At 52.7% G+C, this 15578-nt stretch carries 16 protein-coding genes and 1 tRNA gene; 7 read left to right on the top strand and 10 right to left on the bottom strand.

Annotated elements, in window-relative coordinates:
• Window positions 1–1289 (bottom strand): class I tRNA ligase family protein (locus tag B2310_RS00810; RefSeq protein WP_290727978.1); only part of this gene is annotated, 1289 nt, incomplete at its 3' end.
• A gap of 177 nt (window positions 1290–1466) precedes the next feature.
• Between B2310_RS00810 and B2310_RS00805 the strand changes: the two genes are divergently transcribed.
• Both B2310_RS00805 and B2310_RS00800 read left to right on the top strand, forming a co-directional pair.
• Window positions 1467–1934, top strand: a complete 468-nt coding sequence (locus B2310_RS00805) for a DUF3990 domain-containing protein (RefSeq protein WP_290727976.1) — start codon at window positions 1467–1469, stop codon at window positions 1932–1934.
• Window positions 1918–2358: a hypothetical protein gene (locus tag B2310_RS00800; protein WP_290727974.1), complete on the top strand. Its 441-nt coding sequence runs from the start codon at window positions 1918–1920 to the stop codon at window positions 2356–2358. Before B2310_RS00805 ends, B2310_RS00800 begins: the two co-directional genes overlap by 17 nt.
• Before the next feature lie 61 nt (window positions 2359–2419).
• On the opposite strand, the gene B2310_RS00795 is transcribed toward B2310_RS00800, so the two are convergent.
• On the bottom strand, window positions 2420–2863 hold the full coding sequence (locus B2310_RS00795; RefSeq protein WP_290727980.1) for an FISUMP domain-containing protein: 444 nt from the start codon (window positions 2861–2863) through the stop codon (window positions 2420–2422).
• A 237-nt stretch (window positions 2864–3100) separates the two neighbouring features.
• Between B2310_RS00795 and B2310_RS00790 the strand changes: the two genes are divergently transcribed.
• A complete protein-coding gene (locus B2310_RS00790; protein WP_290727972.1) occupies window positions 3101–4492 on the top strand; it encodes a sugar porter family MFS transporter in 1392 nt (463 codons plus the stop codon).
• Window positions 4493–4565: 73 nt separating this feature from the next.
• Here B2310_RS00790 and B2310_RS00785 read toward each other — a convergent pair whose 3' ends face one another.
• The 7 genes from B2310_RS00785 to B2310_RS00755 all read right to left on the bottom strand — a co-directional run bounded on the left by B2310_RS00785 (window position 4566) and on the right by B2310_RS00755 (window position 9667).
• Complete coding sequence (locus B2310_RS00785) at window positions 4566–5831, bottom strand: carbohydrate binding domain-containing protein (RefSeq protein WP_290727970.1); 1266 nt, start codon at window positions 5829–5831, stop codon at window positions 4566–4568.
• The gene (locus tag B2310_RS00780) at window positions 5831–6679 is read right to left on the bottom strand and encodes a TIGR02147 family protein (protein ID WP_173366561.1); all 849 of its coding nucleotides are present in this window, start codon (window positions 6677–6679) and stop codon (window positions 5831–5833) included. The genes B2310_RS00785 and B2310_RS00780 overlap by 1 nt, the downstream gene beginning before the upstream one ends.
• Before the next feature lie 128 nt (window positions 6680–6807).
• The gene (locus B2310_RS00775) at window positions 6808–7389 is read right to left on the bottom strand and encodes a GNAT family N-acetyltransferase (protein ID WP_173382763.1); all 582 of its coding nucleotides are present in this window, start codon (window positions 7387–7389) and stop codon (window positions 6808–6810) included.
• A 73-nt stretch (window positions 7390–7462) separates the two neighbouring features.
• A tRNA-Leu gene (locus B2310_RS00770) sits at window positions 7463–7546 on the bottom strand.
• 53 nt (window positions 7547–7599) lie between these two features.
• A complete protein-coding gene (locus B2310_RS00765; protein WP_290727968.1) occupies window positions 7600–8340 on the bottom strand; it encodes an alpha/beta fold hydrolase in 741 nt (246 codons plus the stop codon).
• Window position 8341: 1 nt separating this feature from the next.
• Window positions 8342–8875, bottom strand: coding sequence for a hypothetical protein (locus B2310_RS00760; RefSeq protein ID WP_173366564.1), 534 nt, complete (start codon window positions 8873–8875; stop codon window positions 8342–8344).
• A 6-nt stretch (window positions 8876–8881) separates the two neighbouring features.
• Window positions 8882–9667: a hypothetical protein gene (locus tag B2310_RS00755; RefSeq protein WP_173382764.1), complete on the bottom strand. Its 786-nt coding sequence runs from the start codon at window positions 9665–9667 to the stop codon at window positions 8882–8884.
• A 34-nt stretch (window positions 9668–9701) separates the two neighbouring features.
• Between B2310_RS00755 and B2310_RS00750 the strand changes: the two genes are divergently transcribed.
• Complete coding sequence (locus B2310_RS00750; protein ID WP_290727965.1) at window positions 9702–11132, top strand: toxin-antitoxin system YwqK family antitoxin; 1431 nt, start codon at window positions 9702–9704, stop codon at window positions 11130–11132.
• A 2-nt stretch (window positions 11133–11134) separates the two neighbouring features.
• On the opposite strand, the gene B2310_RS00745 is transcribed toward B2310_RS00750, so the two are convergent.
• The gene (locus B2310_RS00745) at window positions 11135–13042 is read right to left on the bottom strand and encodes a carbohydrate-binding domain-containing protein (RefSeq protein WP_290727964.1); all 1908 of its coding nucleotides are present in this window, start codon (window positions 13040–13042) and stop codon (window positions 11135–11137) included.
• Window positions 13043–13282: 240 nt separating this feature from the next.
• On the opposite strand from B2310_RS00745, the gene B2310_RS00740 reads away from it, so the two are divergent.
• The 3 genes from B2310_RS00740 to pheS form a co-directional block, all read left to right on the top strand.
• Window positions 13283–13846, top strand: a complete 564-nt coding sequence (locus tag B2310_RS00740) for a pyridoxamine 5'-phosphate oxidase family protein (RefSeq protein WP_290727961.1) — start codon at window positions 13283–13285, stop codon at window positions 13844–13846.
• A complete protein-coding gene (locus tag B2310_RS00735) occupies window positions 13830–14654 on the top strand; it encodes a hypothetical protein (protein WP_290727959.1) in 825 nt (274 codons plus the stop codon). Before B2310_RS00740 ends, B2310_RS00735 begins: the two co-directional genes overlap by 17 nt.
• A 136-nt stretch (window positions 14655–14790) precedes the next feature.
• The coding region (pheS, locus tag B2310_RS00730; protein ID WP_173318016.1) for a phenylalanine--tRNA ligase subunit alpha at window positions 14791–15578 on the top strand (788 nt) is incomplete at its 3' end.

Below are 15578 nucleotides of genomic sequence, written 5' to 3'. Positions count from 1 at the left end.
GTCTTGGTCACGCCGTCCTTGCTCGTGACAGGGGCGTCAATCTTCAGGAACCAAGTCTTGAGGGCGCGGTAAATCAGAGGAACGCCGGTACGCCAGCAGTGCGGGTAGCTGTGGACAATCACGTCCTGCTTGAACACGCGGCCCTGTTCCTTGAAGTAGCGGATAATTTCCTTGTCGGCTTCCTTCGCACCGAGGCCCTTCCACATCGGGACCTTGTCGGTGAACTTGCCTTCGGTATCCAGCGGGTCGAAAAGGCCGAGGTCGAGTTCTGCGCCCTTCTGGAAGTCTTCTTCACCGAAGGAGGGAGCGGTATGCACGGCGCCAGTACCGTCTTCGGTACTCACGTAGTCGGCGGGGTAAATCTTGTAGTGGCGGGACAGCTGGTCCGGCGTCACGAACGCATCGGAAATGCGGGAGAGCGGCTCGTAGTCCTTGCCCACGAGTTCGGAACCCTTGCAGGTATCCACGATGTTCGGGTTCTTGAAGTAGGCGGCGGTACGGCTTGCGGCAATCCAGTACTTCTTGCCGTCCTGTTCCACCAGGTTGTAGTCCATGTCCGGGCCCACAACGATGCAGAAGTTGGAGTAAAGCGTCCACGGGGTCGTCGTCCACACGAGGATGCTCGTGTCCTTGAACTTGGGCTCGCTCGAGTTGATCGGGAAGATGAGCGTCAGAGACGGGTCCTGACGGTCCTTATAGCCCTGGTTGGTTTCGAAGTTCGAAAGCGGGGTCGCGAGAGCCGGGCTGTACGGCTGGATGCGGTAGCCCTGGTAGATGAGGCCCTTGTCAAAGCACTGCTTGAACACCCACCACACAGATTCCATGAAGTTCTTGTCCATGGTCTTGTAGCCCTTGTCGAAGTCGACCCAGCGGCCCATGCGGCGAACGGTCTTCTTCCATTCGCTGGTGTACTTGAGCACCTTGCCGCGGCAAGTTTCGTTGAACTTATCGACACCGAGCTTCTGGATTTCGGCAACGCCCGCGAGACCGAGTTCGTTCTGAACGAGAGATTCAATCGGAAGGCCGTGGCAGTCCCAACCGAAACCGCGCGGAACCCTCTTGCCCTTCATGGTCCAGTAACGCGGAACGATGTCCTTGATGGTACCGGCAAGCAAGTGACCGTAGTGCGGAAGGCCCGTTGCAAACGGAGGGCCATCGTAGAAAGTGTACGGTTCGGTTTCCGGACGGGAGTCCAGCGACTTCTTGAACGATTCATCCTTATCCCACAGGGCAAGCACACGCTCTTCAATCTGCGGGAAGGTTTCTTCTTTCTTTACTTCACGAAACATGGGTTACCTCAAACCCCGCGGCACTCTGCCACGGGTACTAAATTTTCGGGAACAAAGATAGAAAATGGGAATGGCAACGGCAACGCGAGCCACCGTCAAAGCGGCCAAAATGGTCTCAAAAGACAGCCTAATCCTAATCAGCAGGATTTCTTCGGGATATTTTGTTATATTAGAGCCATGCTCATTTACCACGCAAGCAAACAAATCGTAGAATCGCCCGAAATTCGAAAGACAAAGTTCACGAAGGACTTTTCATGGGGATTCTACTGCACCAATGATTTCAAACAAGCGGTGCGGTGGGCAAATCGTGGTGAAGGCACTCCATACGTCAATCACTATGAATTCACGGATTCCGGTTCACTAAAAATCCTAAAATTTGAGAAAATGACCGACAAATGGCTCGACTTTATAGCAGCCTGCCGTAATGGAGAGACCCATCAATACGATGTTGTCGAGGGGCCCATGGCAGACGACACCGTTTGGAATTTTGTAAACGATTTCTTGACAGGGCGAATCAACCGCAAACAGTTCTGGGCTTTGGCTGAATTCAAGTACCCTACTCACCAAATTAGTTTCCACACGCTTTCGGCTTTGGCATGCTTGAAGTTCTTGAAATACGAGGTCGCACATGACGAATGCAAATAAAGACGATTTGTTCTACGTGTGCTCTTTGGTTGAATTTATCGCCCGCAAAACAAAGAACAAGCGTGGTGTTGTCGCCAATAAGCTTGGTGTCAATGGTTTCGCCAAACAGCTAAAAGACGCCCAGGTTAACCATTGCTTAAGTTTCGAACAGGTCAGCGAAGAGGTTGTGAATCAGTACAAAATTCCGCAAGGCAATTTTGAATCTGTCGAGAACTGCAAATACGATGTGCCCTCCTATACGGACATCGGCAACCTGTACTGCATCATGGTTCTCGACTGTGCAAAGAACGGAGATGAAATCGAAACCGCCATCAAGATTTTCACCTCCCCCATTAGCGACTTCATTTCAAATTTCAATTCAGACTGCTATTACCAGAACCCAAGCTATCTTGAAGAGTCCTTCAAGGCCGGGAAACTGCTGTAATTAAAAAAATCAGTTTGGCAAGGTGGTCAAAATTCTTGACCACCTCTTTTTTTCGGCAACCTTAGTCCTTTACGCAACGGACGGAGAACCGGTTGTACTTGGCAAAATAGGCATAACCCGCAGAGGTCGGCCACACGCCCCAGAAGTAGGCACGATTGTAATCGTACTCAGTAGCAGTCCAAATGTTAGCGTACCTGCCGACGCTACTGTAGCAGTCATCCCCACGGCAACCAGCAGGAACAGCAGAAAAACCGTATTCATCTGTTGCTTTATCCCATGCCGAAAATCCTTTTGATTGCATTGAATAGGGATTTCTTCCCACAGCGGCAAACAAAGTTACCCACTCTGTGGTATCCGGCAAATGCCAGCCACTAGGACAAGCTCCATCTATAGCGACATTCCATGTGTATAGGCGACCATATTTAGAGCAACTATCAGAAGAATTCTCGAAACATTCTGTTTCCCCTGAATCATCGTTATATTCGTAATTCAAATTTTCGGCCATCCATGTCATTCTGATATCAAGCAACGATGCATAACTTTAGCCACGGTGGCCTCCATTTTTTAAACTTCTAGAGCATTCTTTTGTAGCTATTGCTCACTAAAATAACTTTATTTTCACCCCAAAAGCTCCATTATTCCAACTTGGAATATCGTTTTCTGCTATTTATTCTTTTCAAAGTGGCTTTTCTGCACACTTTCGAATAGTTTACCCTTAAGACATCTCAAAAAAGGAGTTTTCATGTCCCAGAAAAAACAGCACATGGGCCACATTATCCTGATTACCCTCGCCGCGGCGGTCGGCGGGTTCCTCTTTGGCTTTGATTCTTCCGTTATTAACGGAGCGAACGGGGCGTTAAAAACCCACTTCAACGCGACGGACTATGAACTCGCCTGGTCCGTTTCCCTTGCGCTTATCGGTGCCGCCGCAGGCGCATTCTTTGCGGGCCGCCTAGCCGACACCTTCGGCCGCGTGCGCTGCATGCTTGCCGCTTCCGTGCTATTTTTTGTAAGCGCTATCGGTTCGGGCCTTCCATTCGGCATTCCCGATTTTATCATGTGGCGCATCATCGGCGGTGTGGGTATCGGTGTCGCAAGCATCATCGCTCCCATCTACATTGCCGAAACGGCGCCCGCCCATTTGCGCGGGAGACTCGGGTCCATGCAGCAGTTTGCCATCGTGATTGGCATCTTTGTCGCGCTCCTTTCGAACTACATCATCGTGCGTATCGCGGGTTCGGCGAACAACACGTTCATCGGAGGCTTCAAGGCTTGGCAGGTCATGTTCTGGGTCGAGGCCATCCCGGCGGCGCTCTACGGCATTGCCGCATGGAGGCTCCCGGAATCGCCACGTTACCTTGTTCACAAAGGCCGCCTCGATGACGCAAAACGCGTTCTCGCCAAAATCGATTCCGAAGGGGTCGATCGCGAAATCGAAGCCATCCACGAAACCTTCCGCAACGAGAAACCTTCCAAGTTCAGCGACCTGTTCGAAATGGTCGGCGGCAAGAAGCGTATCGCACCGATTCTGTGGGCGGGCCTCGGCCTTGCCATCTTACAGCAGCTGGTGGGAATCAACGTCATCTTCTACTACGGCACCATGCTCTGGCAGAGCGTGGGCTTCGGCGAAAGCGACGCCTTCCTCACGAGCGTCATCTCGAGCGCCATCAACCTCGTCATGACCATCGCCGCCATCATGCTTATCGACAAGATCGGGCGCAAGCCGCTCCTGCTTATCGGTAGCGTCGGCATGGCCGTAACACTCAGCACGCTCACGATATGCTTCATGAATGCGGGAGCTGACGGTAGCCTCTCCGGAGCTGCGGGCGTCATCGCGCTCATCGCCGCGAACCTCTACATCACCTTCTTCGCGGTGTCCTGGGGCCCGGTCATGTGGGTGATGCTCGGCGAGATGTTCAACAACCGCATCCGTACGGTGGCCATCGCCATCTGCGGCCTTGCGCAGTGGGGTGCAAACTTCATCGTCACCTGGAGCTTCCCGGTGCTTACGGGCAAGCAGGGTATCGGTGTGGGCCCGACATACGCCATCTATTCGTTCTTCGCCATCTTCAGCATCTTCTTTGTGGCTAAGTTCATCAAGGAAACGAAGGGCAAGGAACTCGAAGAGATGTAACACAAGCTGTTCCCGAATACAAAAGTGCCGGCAGAAAATCATCTGCCGGCATTTTCATACACCAAACTTTCAATTACTTCTCAAGGCGGTAAATTTTCACTTCCTTGATGTAGAAGGTGCGCTCCATATTGCCGAGATTCAGTTCAAATCGGGCAAAGGGCGTACTCTCCTGCGGAGAGAACTCAATCTCGACCGACTGGCCGCTGGTCTTCACTATCGGATGTTCCTGGAAGCCCACAGTCTCGTAGTCGTCGTAAGTACCGATGCGCGCCGTGATCTGTCCTTCGACATCGGACCAGATGGTAAACACGCACTTGTATTTTTTTTTCGCGACAAGCGCCACATCTTCCTGTATGAGCTGGACACTGTAGGATCTGGTACCACCGTTGGTGACAACCACCTTAAGCATCTTGTCGCCGTTCGCATCTTCGATTACCGATGCAGTCGCCTCACCACGCATCTGCGTAAAGAAGATCCAATGGTCAAGTCCCTTCGAGAAGTTCCCGTTCTCGATAGTGTTGTCGCTCATGGAGCCGACGACGCCTTCCCAAATATCCTTGACATAGTCTTCAACGCTGTTGCCCTGCGCATCGACGTAGTTGTAGCGCAGCGAGCGGAAGCCCGACACGAAATTGTTGTTCAGCTGGCGCCAGAGAGAAACGTTGTTCGCGTTGTCAAAGCGGACGACACCGTCTTCCGACACTTCCGCCTTCTTGAAATCGACACCTTCGACAAAGTAGCGCACGTGGAATACCACGGACAGGTTGGCTACGCTGTCAGAAACGCGTTCGATCTGCGAGAAGTGGTAGCGCAAACCAATCTTCTGGAATCCGTTGAGGTCGTATTCGAAGGGAACGTATTCGCCGTCGAGAAGAATGCGGCCACGGATGAAGGAATTCGCGCCTTCAGGCTTGAAAGAGACACCTATTTCTTTCAGGTAGCCTTCGTCTTCGAGGTTGATGTTCTTGAAAGGTTCTTCCACCAAAGACCCTTCCGTGAACGATACGGGCAAGGTCGCGTCAGGCGCATCCTCTTCGGGCCACACGGGCAGGCCTTCCTTCGGATCGATAGAGACTGCAACATAGTAGCTGGAGAACGAACGAACCTCGGACAAGTTCATCGAGAACGAATCCAACAGCATCGGTTCGTCCTTTGCAGCAGACTTTTTAAGTGTATAGGATTCCACCTCGGAATAGTCGACCGAGAATGCAGCTGTCAATGCCAGTGCCGGGTTGCCGATTTCGATACCGGCAATTGGCTCAGATTTTTCGCCGGAAGAACATCCGACGAAAACAGACACGGTCAACAACAGACCTACTATGGACCACCCAAAACGCATCACACTCCTTTGGTCAGCGGGAACATCTGGATATTCACCTGGATTACGTCATCCGCTTCTCCGGGTTTCGCAGAGAAATCTAGTAGTTCTTTGCGCATTAGTTGGATGTGTTTCTTCAAATTGGGGAAATCTTCGCGCTTGATACTGAACGTCAGTGCAGATACATCACGTTCCTGGCTCGGAAGTTCGTTCAACATGTTGGCCGAAATGCGCAGCATCTGCTGGTGATAGAGCTTCACCATCATGTCCTGCACCTCGTCATCGGTCGTGAGGAGCGGGTCGCGCTGCCTGAACCCGTTAGCCGTCTTGACCAGGAGGCCCAGTTCCATCAGCAAATCGAAGGATTCCTGCACCTGCGAGGGCGAGACCAGGCCGCGGAGCTTCTTGCTCACCCAGTCGGGAATCGGGCGGAAACCCTTGAGGGCCACCATTTCCAGGATGACGGAGTGGTGCCATTCACGGAAGATGCGGAACTGCGCCTTGTCCATCTTGTGAAGCTTGGAACGAGGGCTTGCCTGAATGAGCTGGGCATAGTAAATCTGTTTCTCTGTATCGTTCTGCGCCTGGTTGAAGAACACGAGGCTTTCGAAATAAGCCGCGCGCTGTTTTTCGAGGCCCAAGCCCTGGATAAGCTTGAGCACAGTCCCCTTCGTGATGTTGCGCTTGCCGTCGATGGTAAGCTTCAGGTGGGCGTGACTCGAAAGCCCCGCCTTCTCGGCGAAGAATCGGAGGCTGAACGAGGGCTGAGTCTTCTTCTTGTACTCGTAATAATCGCGGAGGTAGACGCGAAAATTCGTGTACTGCAGCACGTCCGGTTCAGTCAAGTTTATTTTTTCTCCATTTTCCATATCCATAAGATAGAAGATTGAACGGCGAAAGAACAAAAAAATTTACACTTTCTCGTTTACCCTAGTATACGTCTTTGTTACCAGAATATAAGCGGCCGCAAGCGGAAAACGGCGAATTTCGGCGAAAATCAAAGATCTTTCGCCAGAAGGGAGAACCGAACATGGTCTTCGAAATGCCCGTGTATCCGCTCGTATTCACGGCAGATTCCCTCTTGCACAAATCCCGCGCGTGTAGCGACCGCCCGGCTTTCCGCATTGGCCACGGAGGCAGAGATTTCGAGCCGGTTGAGCCCGAGTTTCGCGAACGCATAGCGCGAAAGCTGCCGCAGGGCCTCGGTTGCAAGGCCCCTTCCCGTAAACTTTTCGCCCAGCCAGTAGCTCACGCTTGCGGAAAGGTGCGCCGCCTGGATCCAGCCGAGAACAATGACCCCCGCAAGAGCAGGTGCAGAAGCGGAACCCTGCGGGCGTTCGAAAATTCCCCAGCAGGCGCCGTTGGCCATCTCGGCCTGCATTTCCCACGATTCGATTCTTGCGGCGACATCTTCGACCGAGCGGCATCCGGCCGGCCACGGCAGGTGCCTGGCAAGAAAATTCCGGCTCTCGTCTATCACCGCAAACAAGGGCTCCGCATCGGGCTCGTGCAGGAGCCGAAGCACGACGCGCTCTCCTTCGATGGGTGCGTCCGGGATTTCAAGCAAGAAGTCTTCCATGAAAAAGAATATAGCATTAGAGGGATGCGCCGGACAATAGAAAAACCGCCGGATTGCTCCGGCGGTCTTTCAGTGCGGATGAAAGGACTTGAACCTTCATGCCCTTGCAGGCACTAGAACCTGAATCTAGCGTGTCTACCAGTTCCACCACATCCGCGTGGTGCACCAAATTTTGAAAAATTCGCCCGTTTTGTCAAGGGGTGAGTCCAATTATTTCCCGGACACCGCCTCCCGAATCCAGTCGAGGTGCTTTTCGCGCCAATACGACCAGTCATGTTCGCCCGCGGGGTCGAACCGGAGTGCGCAGTCCACTGCCACGGCACGGCAGAAATCCTCAATCCACGGTTTTGCCTGCGCGACAGGGAAAAGACGGTCGGCGCCCCCCTGCAAAAAACGCCACCTCCCCTCGCGCATCCTGGGACTCGATGCAGCAATGGCGGGCGCTTCGCCCAGGAGTTTCCCGAAAGAGCTCACCAGGAGCCGGTCCTTCACCCGACGTTTGCCCTGCACGGAGTAGTAGAGCACCCCCAGCGCGCCATCCGAGACTCCTACCAGCGTAACCTCCCCCACGATCGCATTACGCTTCCTGGCCACGGAATCGAGGGCCGCATCGACCGCGGACACCATGGCGTCTGTCACCCAATGAGATTCCCTGCAAGCAGAAGCGCTCACCACGATTACATCCGGAAACAGCTTCGAGAAATCGTCGCCTGCGACAAGTCCCTTCTCGCAGTTGCCGCTCGTCATGCCGCCATGGAACCAAACGACGACACCGGATTTCGCCGCCTTGGGAGATTTCGGCTGCGCGGGCCACCAGACTCCCGCCACATTCCTGAAAAGCAGATTGCGCCCGCTGTCGACATACGAAACTTTCAGCGAATCTGAAAAAACGGCCGCCCATGCGCCAACGCAACATGCCATCAGAACCAGCAGCGCAACGAAATGACGCATACTAGGTCCGCCGCAGAGGCCGCCTTTTCGTCCTGATGCCGAGCACGGCAAACACGACCATCGCAACAAAGCAAATCAAGGCGATGCCCCCAAAAACCATCAGGTTCGAAATCTGGTACTCGACAAGGGTTTCCCAATCGAGTTCGCCGTCGCTGTTGCCGATATACTTGACGACAAAGGTATTGTCCTTGACGCGCACGGCACTGATTTCGAGCGGAATTTCAGAAGCGCCCTCTTCGGCAAAGCTGAACCATTCCGCCATCTCGTCGTTTATTTCCTTGGACGTGTAGAGGATGAACGTCGCATCCTTGTCGCCATTAATCTGGAAGAACGTCCTGTCGAGGAAGGGGATGTCCGTCCCGCCAAAAAGACTCGGGATAGAAGCCTGGCTTACAGTTCCATAAAAAAGGTGTTCTTCCTTGAAAAAACTGCGAACAACATTATGCGTGCTCGAAATGCACCACACCAGGGCAACGAGGAACAACAGCGCGATATTGAAGTAAGCGGACTTTCGTGTTTGAAAAAAGGACAACATATCAAATTACGATTTTGACTTGAATATAAAAAAGAATGTCGAGAGAAGCAACACGATGGTCAGGAAATAGAACACTAGCGGAATCTTTGCCTTGAGCGCCATCTCGTTCATGTTTTCCTTTTGGAAGAACTGTATCATTTCTTCGCTGCTCATGATGGCCACATGGTTGTCGAAACGGCTCCAGGCCATCGCAAGCTCGGCATTTTCCGCAAGCAATGTATCTATCTTGGCAGAAAGCGAATCCGGCGCAATTCCACGAGGCTGCTGGACCGGGAAACCGAATCGCGCGGAATCCAGCACAGAAAGCAGAAGATAGGCGGACACGCCCGGAAGGTCGGATACTTCGGCATAGACGGATTCGAACTTGTTCAACCACGCCCTACGGACAGACAGGTAGCGGCGGATGCCGGCCACCTTCGAAAAGACTTCGCGTTCGAATTTCGCAATGGCCGGTCGGGGAGGAGTGGCAATTCCGTGGGACGCGAACTCATCCATATCCCTGGAGTATGAGACAGCAAGTTCCCGAAGTGACATTGTCTGGGCAAGGACGCGGACCGAGTCCGCATTGTAGCCACAACGGACCTGGTTCATCGATCGCATCAGGTCGAGTTCCATCAGCTGGTAATCCGAAAGCGACTTGATGTAGCGCGAATAGACAACGGCTTCGGGCTTTTGCGAAATGTAGAACAGCGCGGTAAGCCCGAGCGTGACAAGGATAATCACCCAAACCCACGGAGTCTTGAGCTTCGCGTTGAAGGTATCGGCAATCGTCCTGTTTTTTGTATCTTCCACAACTAGAAATTACCTTTTTTCTACTTTGGTGGACATGCGCAGGAAGATTTTTTCGACATTTTTGGCCTTTTTGCCGCTTTTGGGCACTTGTGGCGTGCTTTATGGTTGCACCATTGAGCATGCCGAAGAGCAAGTCCTCGAAAAGCACGTGAACGGCACGAAGAAAACCTCCGTATGGGTATACCCCGACGGCGAAATCCTCAAGCGCAACGAGTGGTACGACAATGGCATCAAGGAATTCGAAATCCAGTACAAGAACAACGTGCCGCACGGGAAGATCAAGCGCTGGACCGTACTCGGCGACGTGGCGCTCGACGGCGAATACAAGAACGGCAAGCGCGAAGGGACTTGGACAAGTTACTTCGTAGAACGGCTCAACTCCCGCCGCAAGGAAGCAGTGCGACACTACAAGGACGATCACCCCGTAGGCGACTGGGAAGGCTGGCACTTCAACGGCAATAAGGCCTTCGAGGAGCATTACGACGAAAACGGCAACGCAACCGGAGTGTGGAAAAAGTGGCACGAGAATGGAAATCCACAACAAGAGGGAACATGTCATGCCAGATGGGAACCCAACCGCGAAATAAAATCCGCTCCCGAAATGAGCAAAAAAAGTTACCTGAAAAGGTATTCCATGAATGGCGCCCTGCTCGAAAAATTCACCTGCCACAAAAACAAACTATATGGCCCCTTTGAACTATACTATGAGAATTTCAGTGAAGATCCTAAAACGGAACGTATCCGCATTAAGGGAACACTAGGATTCCGTTTAGATGAAACAACATTTTATGGGCCAGCATCTGGAGATAGCGCCCTCATCGGCACCACAGAATACTACAGGGCCAACGGAACCCTCCTAAAGCAGGAACATAGGACAGTAACCGGGCAACGCGATTCCATATGGAGCTGGTATGACGAAAACGGGAAACTACTTCGTGAAAGCAAATTCACTATAGAAACATACAAGGGCTTCAGTGAAAATACCGGAATATCTTACGGAACATGCGAGACTTCCTCAATATTATTCTGCGCAGAGACCTCCTTTTCACATTCTCCAATTCCTAGCGGCATTCTCGACTCTAGCGCACTAAGTGACAAGAGTGCATATAAGCTAAGTATCGGAAAGTTTCCGGCAACGTTACGTTACATCAAGCCAGGTCACAAGTTACTATACGAAGAGTTTTGGGGCGCAGGAGAAGATTCTACCCAAATAGAAGACCGCAGTTTCTACCCCGACAGCATGGGCGGCGGAATGGCAAGCCTAGGCTATTGGGCAAATACCAAACGTCATGGCATATGGCGCAACTGGTACCCGAACGGCGTGCTGAAAGACAGCCTCAACTACGTAAACGGGGAACGCGTCGGCGAGCAGTTCGGTTACGACAGCACCGGCAAGCTCACGATACATAAAACAGAGGCCGGCAAGAACCGGCCCGTAATTATGCATTTGCCCGTCAAGCAATAAACTTACTTGTACATGTAGCTCACGCCATTGGGGAACTTGAGTTCCTGCATGCCGGCAGTATTTACCTGTGTAACCGACTGCACGGAACCACCGTAGATAATCGCGTTGCCCTGGTAGGTCGGCTTGAATGCAGCGTTGTTTGAGCCGTAGTAACTGCTGTTGTTGTAGGTGACGGTCGCGCACTTGGGAAGGTCGGTCGAGTAGTTGCCGAACGCGAGGAGAACGCCGCCGGTAATCTCGAAGCCGGCATCCGTATCGATAAGGCCGCCCGCCATGTTGGAAGAGCATCCGCCGCTACCACCGCCCATGCCGCCACCCATGCCTCCGCCGCCCCAACCTCCAAAGTTGAAGCCGCCCTGGTTCTCGTAGCTCTGGCCAGTGATTTCGAGAATCAGCACGCCGCCGGTCATCTTTCCGGAACCGTTCGCGTCGAACACGTCGATCATGTCGCCCTTCGCGCTGATGTAGTGGTAGCCGCCGCTAACGACAATATGGCCACCGCTCTCGCTGAACGCAGCGTACTGGCCCACGTTTTCCTTCGGGCCACCGGCGCCGTTCCAGCCGTCGTTTGTAGCAAATGTCGAAGTGATTCCGCCTTCCGCAAAAATCCTGTAGGCTTCCAGGCCTTCGCTAGCGGTAACCACGTTGATTGTAGAGCCCTTCAGGTACAGGGCAGAATCGGCGTGAATGCCGTCATCCTTCGAACTGACCGTCACGTTGCCCGCATTCATGTAGACACGCCATTTTGTATGCATTGCATCGTCATCGGCGGTCACATTGATATCGCCCCCGTTCACATAGATGAACTTCGTGGCGACCATTCCCTTGCCGGTAGAAGTCACCTTGATGGTGGAGGCTTCGGCAGAATCGTTCACAAGAATGTAGTTTGCCGCCTGGATGCCGTCGTCACCCGCCTTGATGGTGATGTTTCCGCCGGAGATTTCCACGATGCCCTTGCCGGCAACCGTATCCTTGCAGGCGCCACCCGCCTCTTCGCATTCGTCGCTTTCGAGTCCGTCGCCCTTCTTGGCGGTCACGTTCAAGACACCGCCCGAAATCTGGAGGCTACCCTTGCCCTTGATGGCATTTTCTTCGGCTTCGACGGTGATGTTTCCATTCTTGATTTTGAGGTCATTGCTGCACTGGATGCCGTTCTTGAACTTGCCATTCACGGTCAGCTTGCCCGCTCCCTTGATGTTCAAGTCGTCGCGGGAATAGATTGCAGCCTTCGAAGTATCCTGCGCTCCGTTGACCTTCGTGAACAGGTGGTTCCCGTTGCCGTCTTCGACCACATTGGTGGTGCCTTTGACTAGGTGAATCACCGTCTTGTCGGCATTCTTCACGAGGATGGGAGAATTGGAGCTCTTGATGGTCGCGTTGTGGAGGTAGATGCCGGTATTGCCCTCGTTCTCGGCGCCCGGAGTATTCACCACCACCTGAAAGTCGGAAGATTCTCCTGTTACATAGTAGGCGCCCGGGCAAGTGATGGTCGCGCTCTTGTCCGCCACTTCGACACAGCCGTTGTTGTTTTCGACCGTAGCCGAAGTGCCCGCAAGTTTCAGGAGAATCTGCGAGCCGTCCAACGTCCTTGAATCCTCGTTGTCGTTCTCGTCGTCGCCGCTCTCGTTGCCGGGATTGCTGCCACCGGGAATCACAACGCTCGAGCTGGAAACGGCCGGGCCGGGCCATACGAAGCTTGAACTGGAGATGCCGAAGCCGGGGCCGGCAATACTCGAACTGGAAAGTTCTACGCCGGGGAAACCTGCCCCCAGGAAATCGCTGCTAGAAGAAATTTCCACAGGGTTCAAGGCCCCACTATCGACATTCGGATTCGTGGCCGCATCTTCGGAACAGGCTACAAGACCCAACGAGACTCCAATGGCGAGAAACGCCAAAAGCCCTAATTTCATATCTGACTCCTTTTTTTCTTAATATAGATTGGCCCCTCCAAACACGCCACTGCGGCCTATAACATTTTGTTGAAGTCGAGAACAACAAAACCCGAAAAATCGGGAGTTTAAGTTCCGCGCGTTACGCATTATCCCGAAAAAATTTTCAAGCGCCCGTTTACGTAAAAAACATTTTGCAAGCGAAAGAAGACCCCAAGAAAAAAATTAGATTTGAAAAAAAAAAGAAAGGACAAATTAAATATGCGGCGCAAGGATAGAGAAGTTTTAGGCGACGAGAATATCGCAAAGATTATCGAGCAGTGCACGACCTGCCACATTGCGATGGTGGACGATGCGAATGCGGGCATGCCCTACGTGATTCCGATGTCATTCGGGTATTGCCTGGAGGGCGGCGTCCTGGAACTGTATTTCCACTGCGCGCATGTCGGCAAAAAACTCGACTGCATCCGCAAGAATCCGAACGTGGCGTTCAGCATGTGCATCGAGAACCGCATCGAGATTCACGAGGACGTTTATTGCAAGAGCGGGCGCTTTTATGCAAGCGTTGTCGGGCAGGGCAAGGCAGAAGTCGTCGAGGATAGCGCCGAGAAATGCCGCGGGCTCTCGCTCCTGATGGAACGGCAGGCCGCAGGCGCCGCGCACGGTTCAAGTTCCGCGCAGTCCGCAAAACCGGCGCAGTCTACGCACGCGGCCCCGCACAAGTTTGAATTCACGCCCGCGCAGGCCGCCGCCGTGACCGTATTCAAGATAACGAGCACGAATTATACTGGGAAAGCGAAAAACGACAATGCTCAAAAGTGCTAAAAAAATACTGACATTAGCCTTGGCATGTTCTGCCCTCTGTTGGGCGGAACAAATGCTAAATCTTACTTTGTATGTTACAAAGAACTATATGGCCATATACGCACTCGGAGGGTGGACTAAAGATTTTTATTACAGAGCAGCACCCGATTTGTATGAGAGGCGCTACATTTCGCTTCACAAAGAAAAAGAAGATGATGCCGGGCGCATCGTGTGGGCGCTTTATTCCGAAAAGAACGGCATGCTGGATAGCGTGATTGTCGATGAGAACGGCGAAATCTATTCAGCCGTTGGCCGTGGCGAAGGCGGGATATGGCCGCCCCATCTGAAGCACAGGCTCACACAGCACAGGGACGAAAAAATTGTCGTTGCCCCTTTATCCATATTCGATGAAGTTTTTAAGGAACTGCCTATAAAACTTCGGAAATCTGATGCAGACGATATTTTCATTATTGTGGACCCGAATAGAATCGCAGAACCTGATGATAATAGAGAAACCTTCTTGAATAAGGTTCGAACCTACAAACCGTTGATGCAGATGATAAAAGATGCAGGGTTTGCCTACATCACCATCGCTTTTTCAAGTGACTTTGATGAAAATAAATTTGACTATGGTGATGTCGCGATTTTAATTCAGGATATATATAAAACTTTAGAGTTAGAAGTACCGCCTCCTCGAGAACGCACATTTATTCAGCCACTTTCAGCTAGAGATCACCTTATCATAAAAGATAAAGAATTACTCGAAAAAATCAATAAAATTCTAAAGGATGTGTTGGACAAGGATAAAACGACAATTCGACCGCAATAGTTTTCGGGGGTCTTAGGGGGCAGGCCCCCTAGGCGACCTTTGGACACTTGTCCTTTAGGCCTTAGTGTACATGGCCACCTTTAGGTGGGGGGGAGACCTCCCCCTTTGACTAAAAATTTCTACATTTGTGGCCACTATGAGTGAAGCTATTAACAATGTGAAGCAGGCGTTTGACGCAGAACTTGCGCAAACCGACCTTACGAACCAAGAAGCCGTCAACAACCTCCGCGTGAAGTACCTGGGCAAGAAGGGTGCCGTGACCGACCTCATGAAGCAGATGGGCACGCTCAGCGCCGAGGAACGTCCGGCTTACGGCAAGCTCGTGAACGAACTTAAGGTCGCCGTCTCCGAGGCAATCGACAAGGCTATCGAGACCGCGAACCAGGCCGCCCTCCAGAAGAAATTGGAAAGCGGCTTTGTAGATACCACGCTCCCGGGTGCAGGCATCCCGGCGGGCAGCACGCATCCGCTTTACGACGTGCGCGAAGAGATCATCGACTTCTTCAGCCAGATGGGTTTCGAGGTGGACTTCGGTCGCGACATCGAAACGGACTGGTACAACTTCGAGGCGCTCAATACACCGCCCGACCACCCGAGCCGCGACATGCAGGACACGTTCTACGTGGACGACAAGGTGATGCTGCGTACGCATACTTCCGGCACGCAGATCCACTACATGGAAACGCACAAGCCGCCGTTCCGCATGATTGCTCCGGGCCACGTGTTCCGCGTCGACAACGATGCGACCCACGCCCCGATGTTCCAGCAGTGCGAAGGCCTCGTGGTGGACGAAAACATCAGCTTTGCAGACCTCAAGGGCGTGCTTCAGGTGTTTATGAACAAGCTGTTCGGCGAAGGCGTCAAGACGCGTTTCCGCCCGAGCTTCTTCCCGTTCACGGAGCCCAGCGCCGAAATGGACGTGAG

The sequence above is a fragment of the Fibrobacter sp. UBA3629 genome, assembly GCF_002374005.1.
Taxonomy (GTDB): Bacteria; Fibrobacterota; Fibrobacteria; order Fibrobacterales; family Fibrobacteraceae; genus Fibrobacter.
This window is presented reverse-complemented; position numbering and strand designations above follow the sequence as displayed.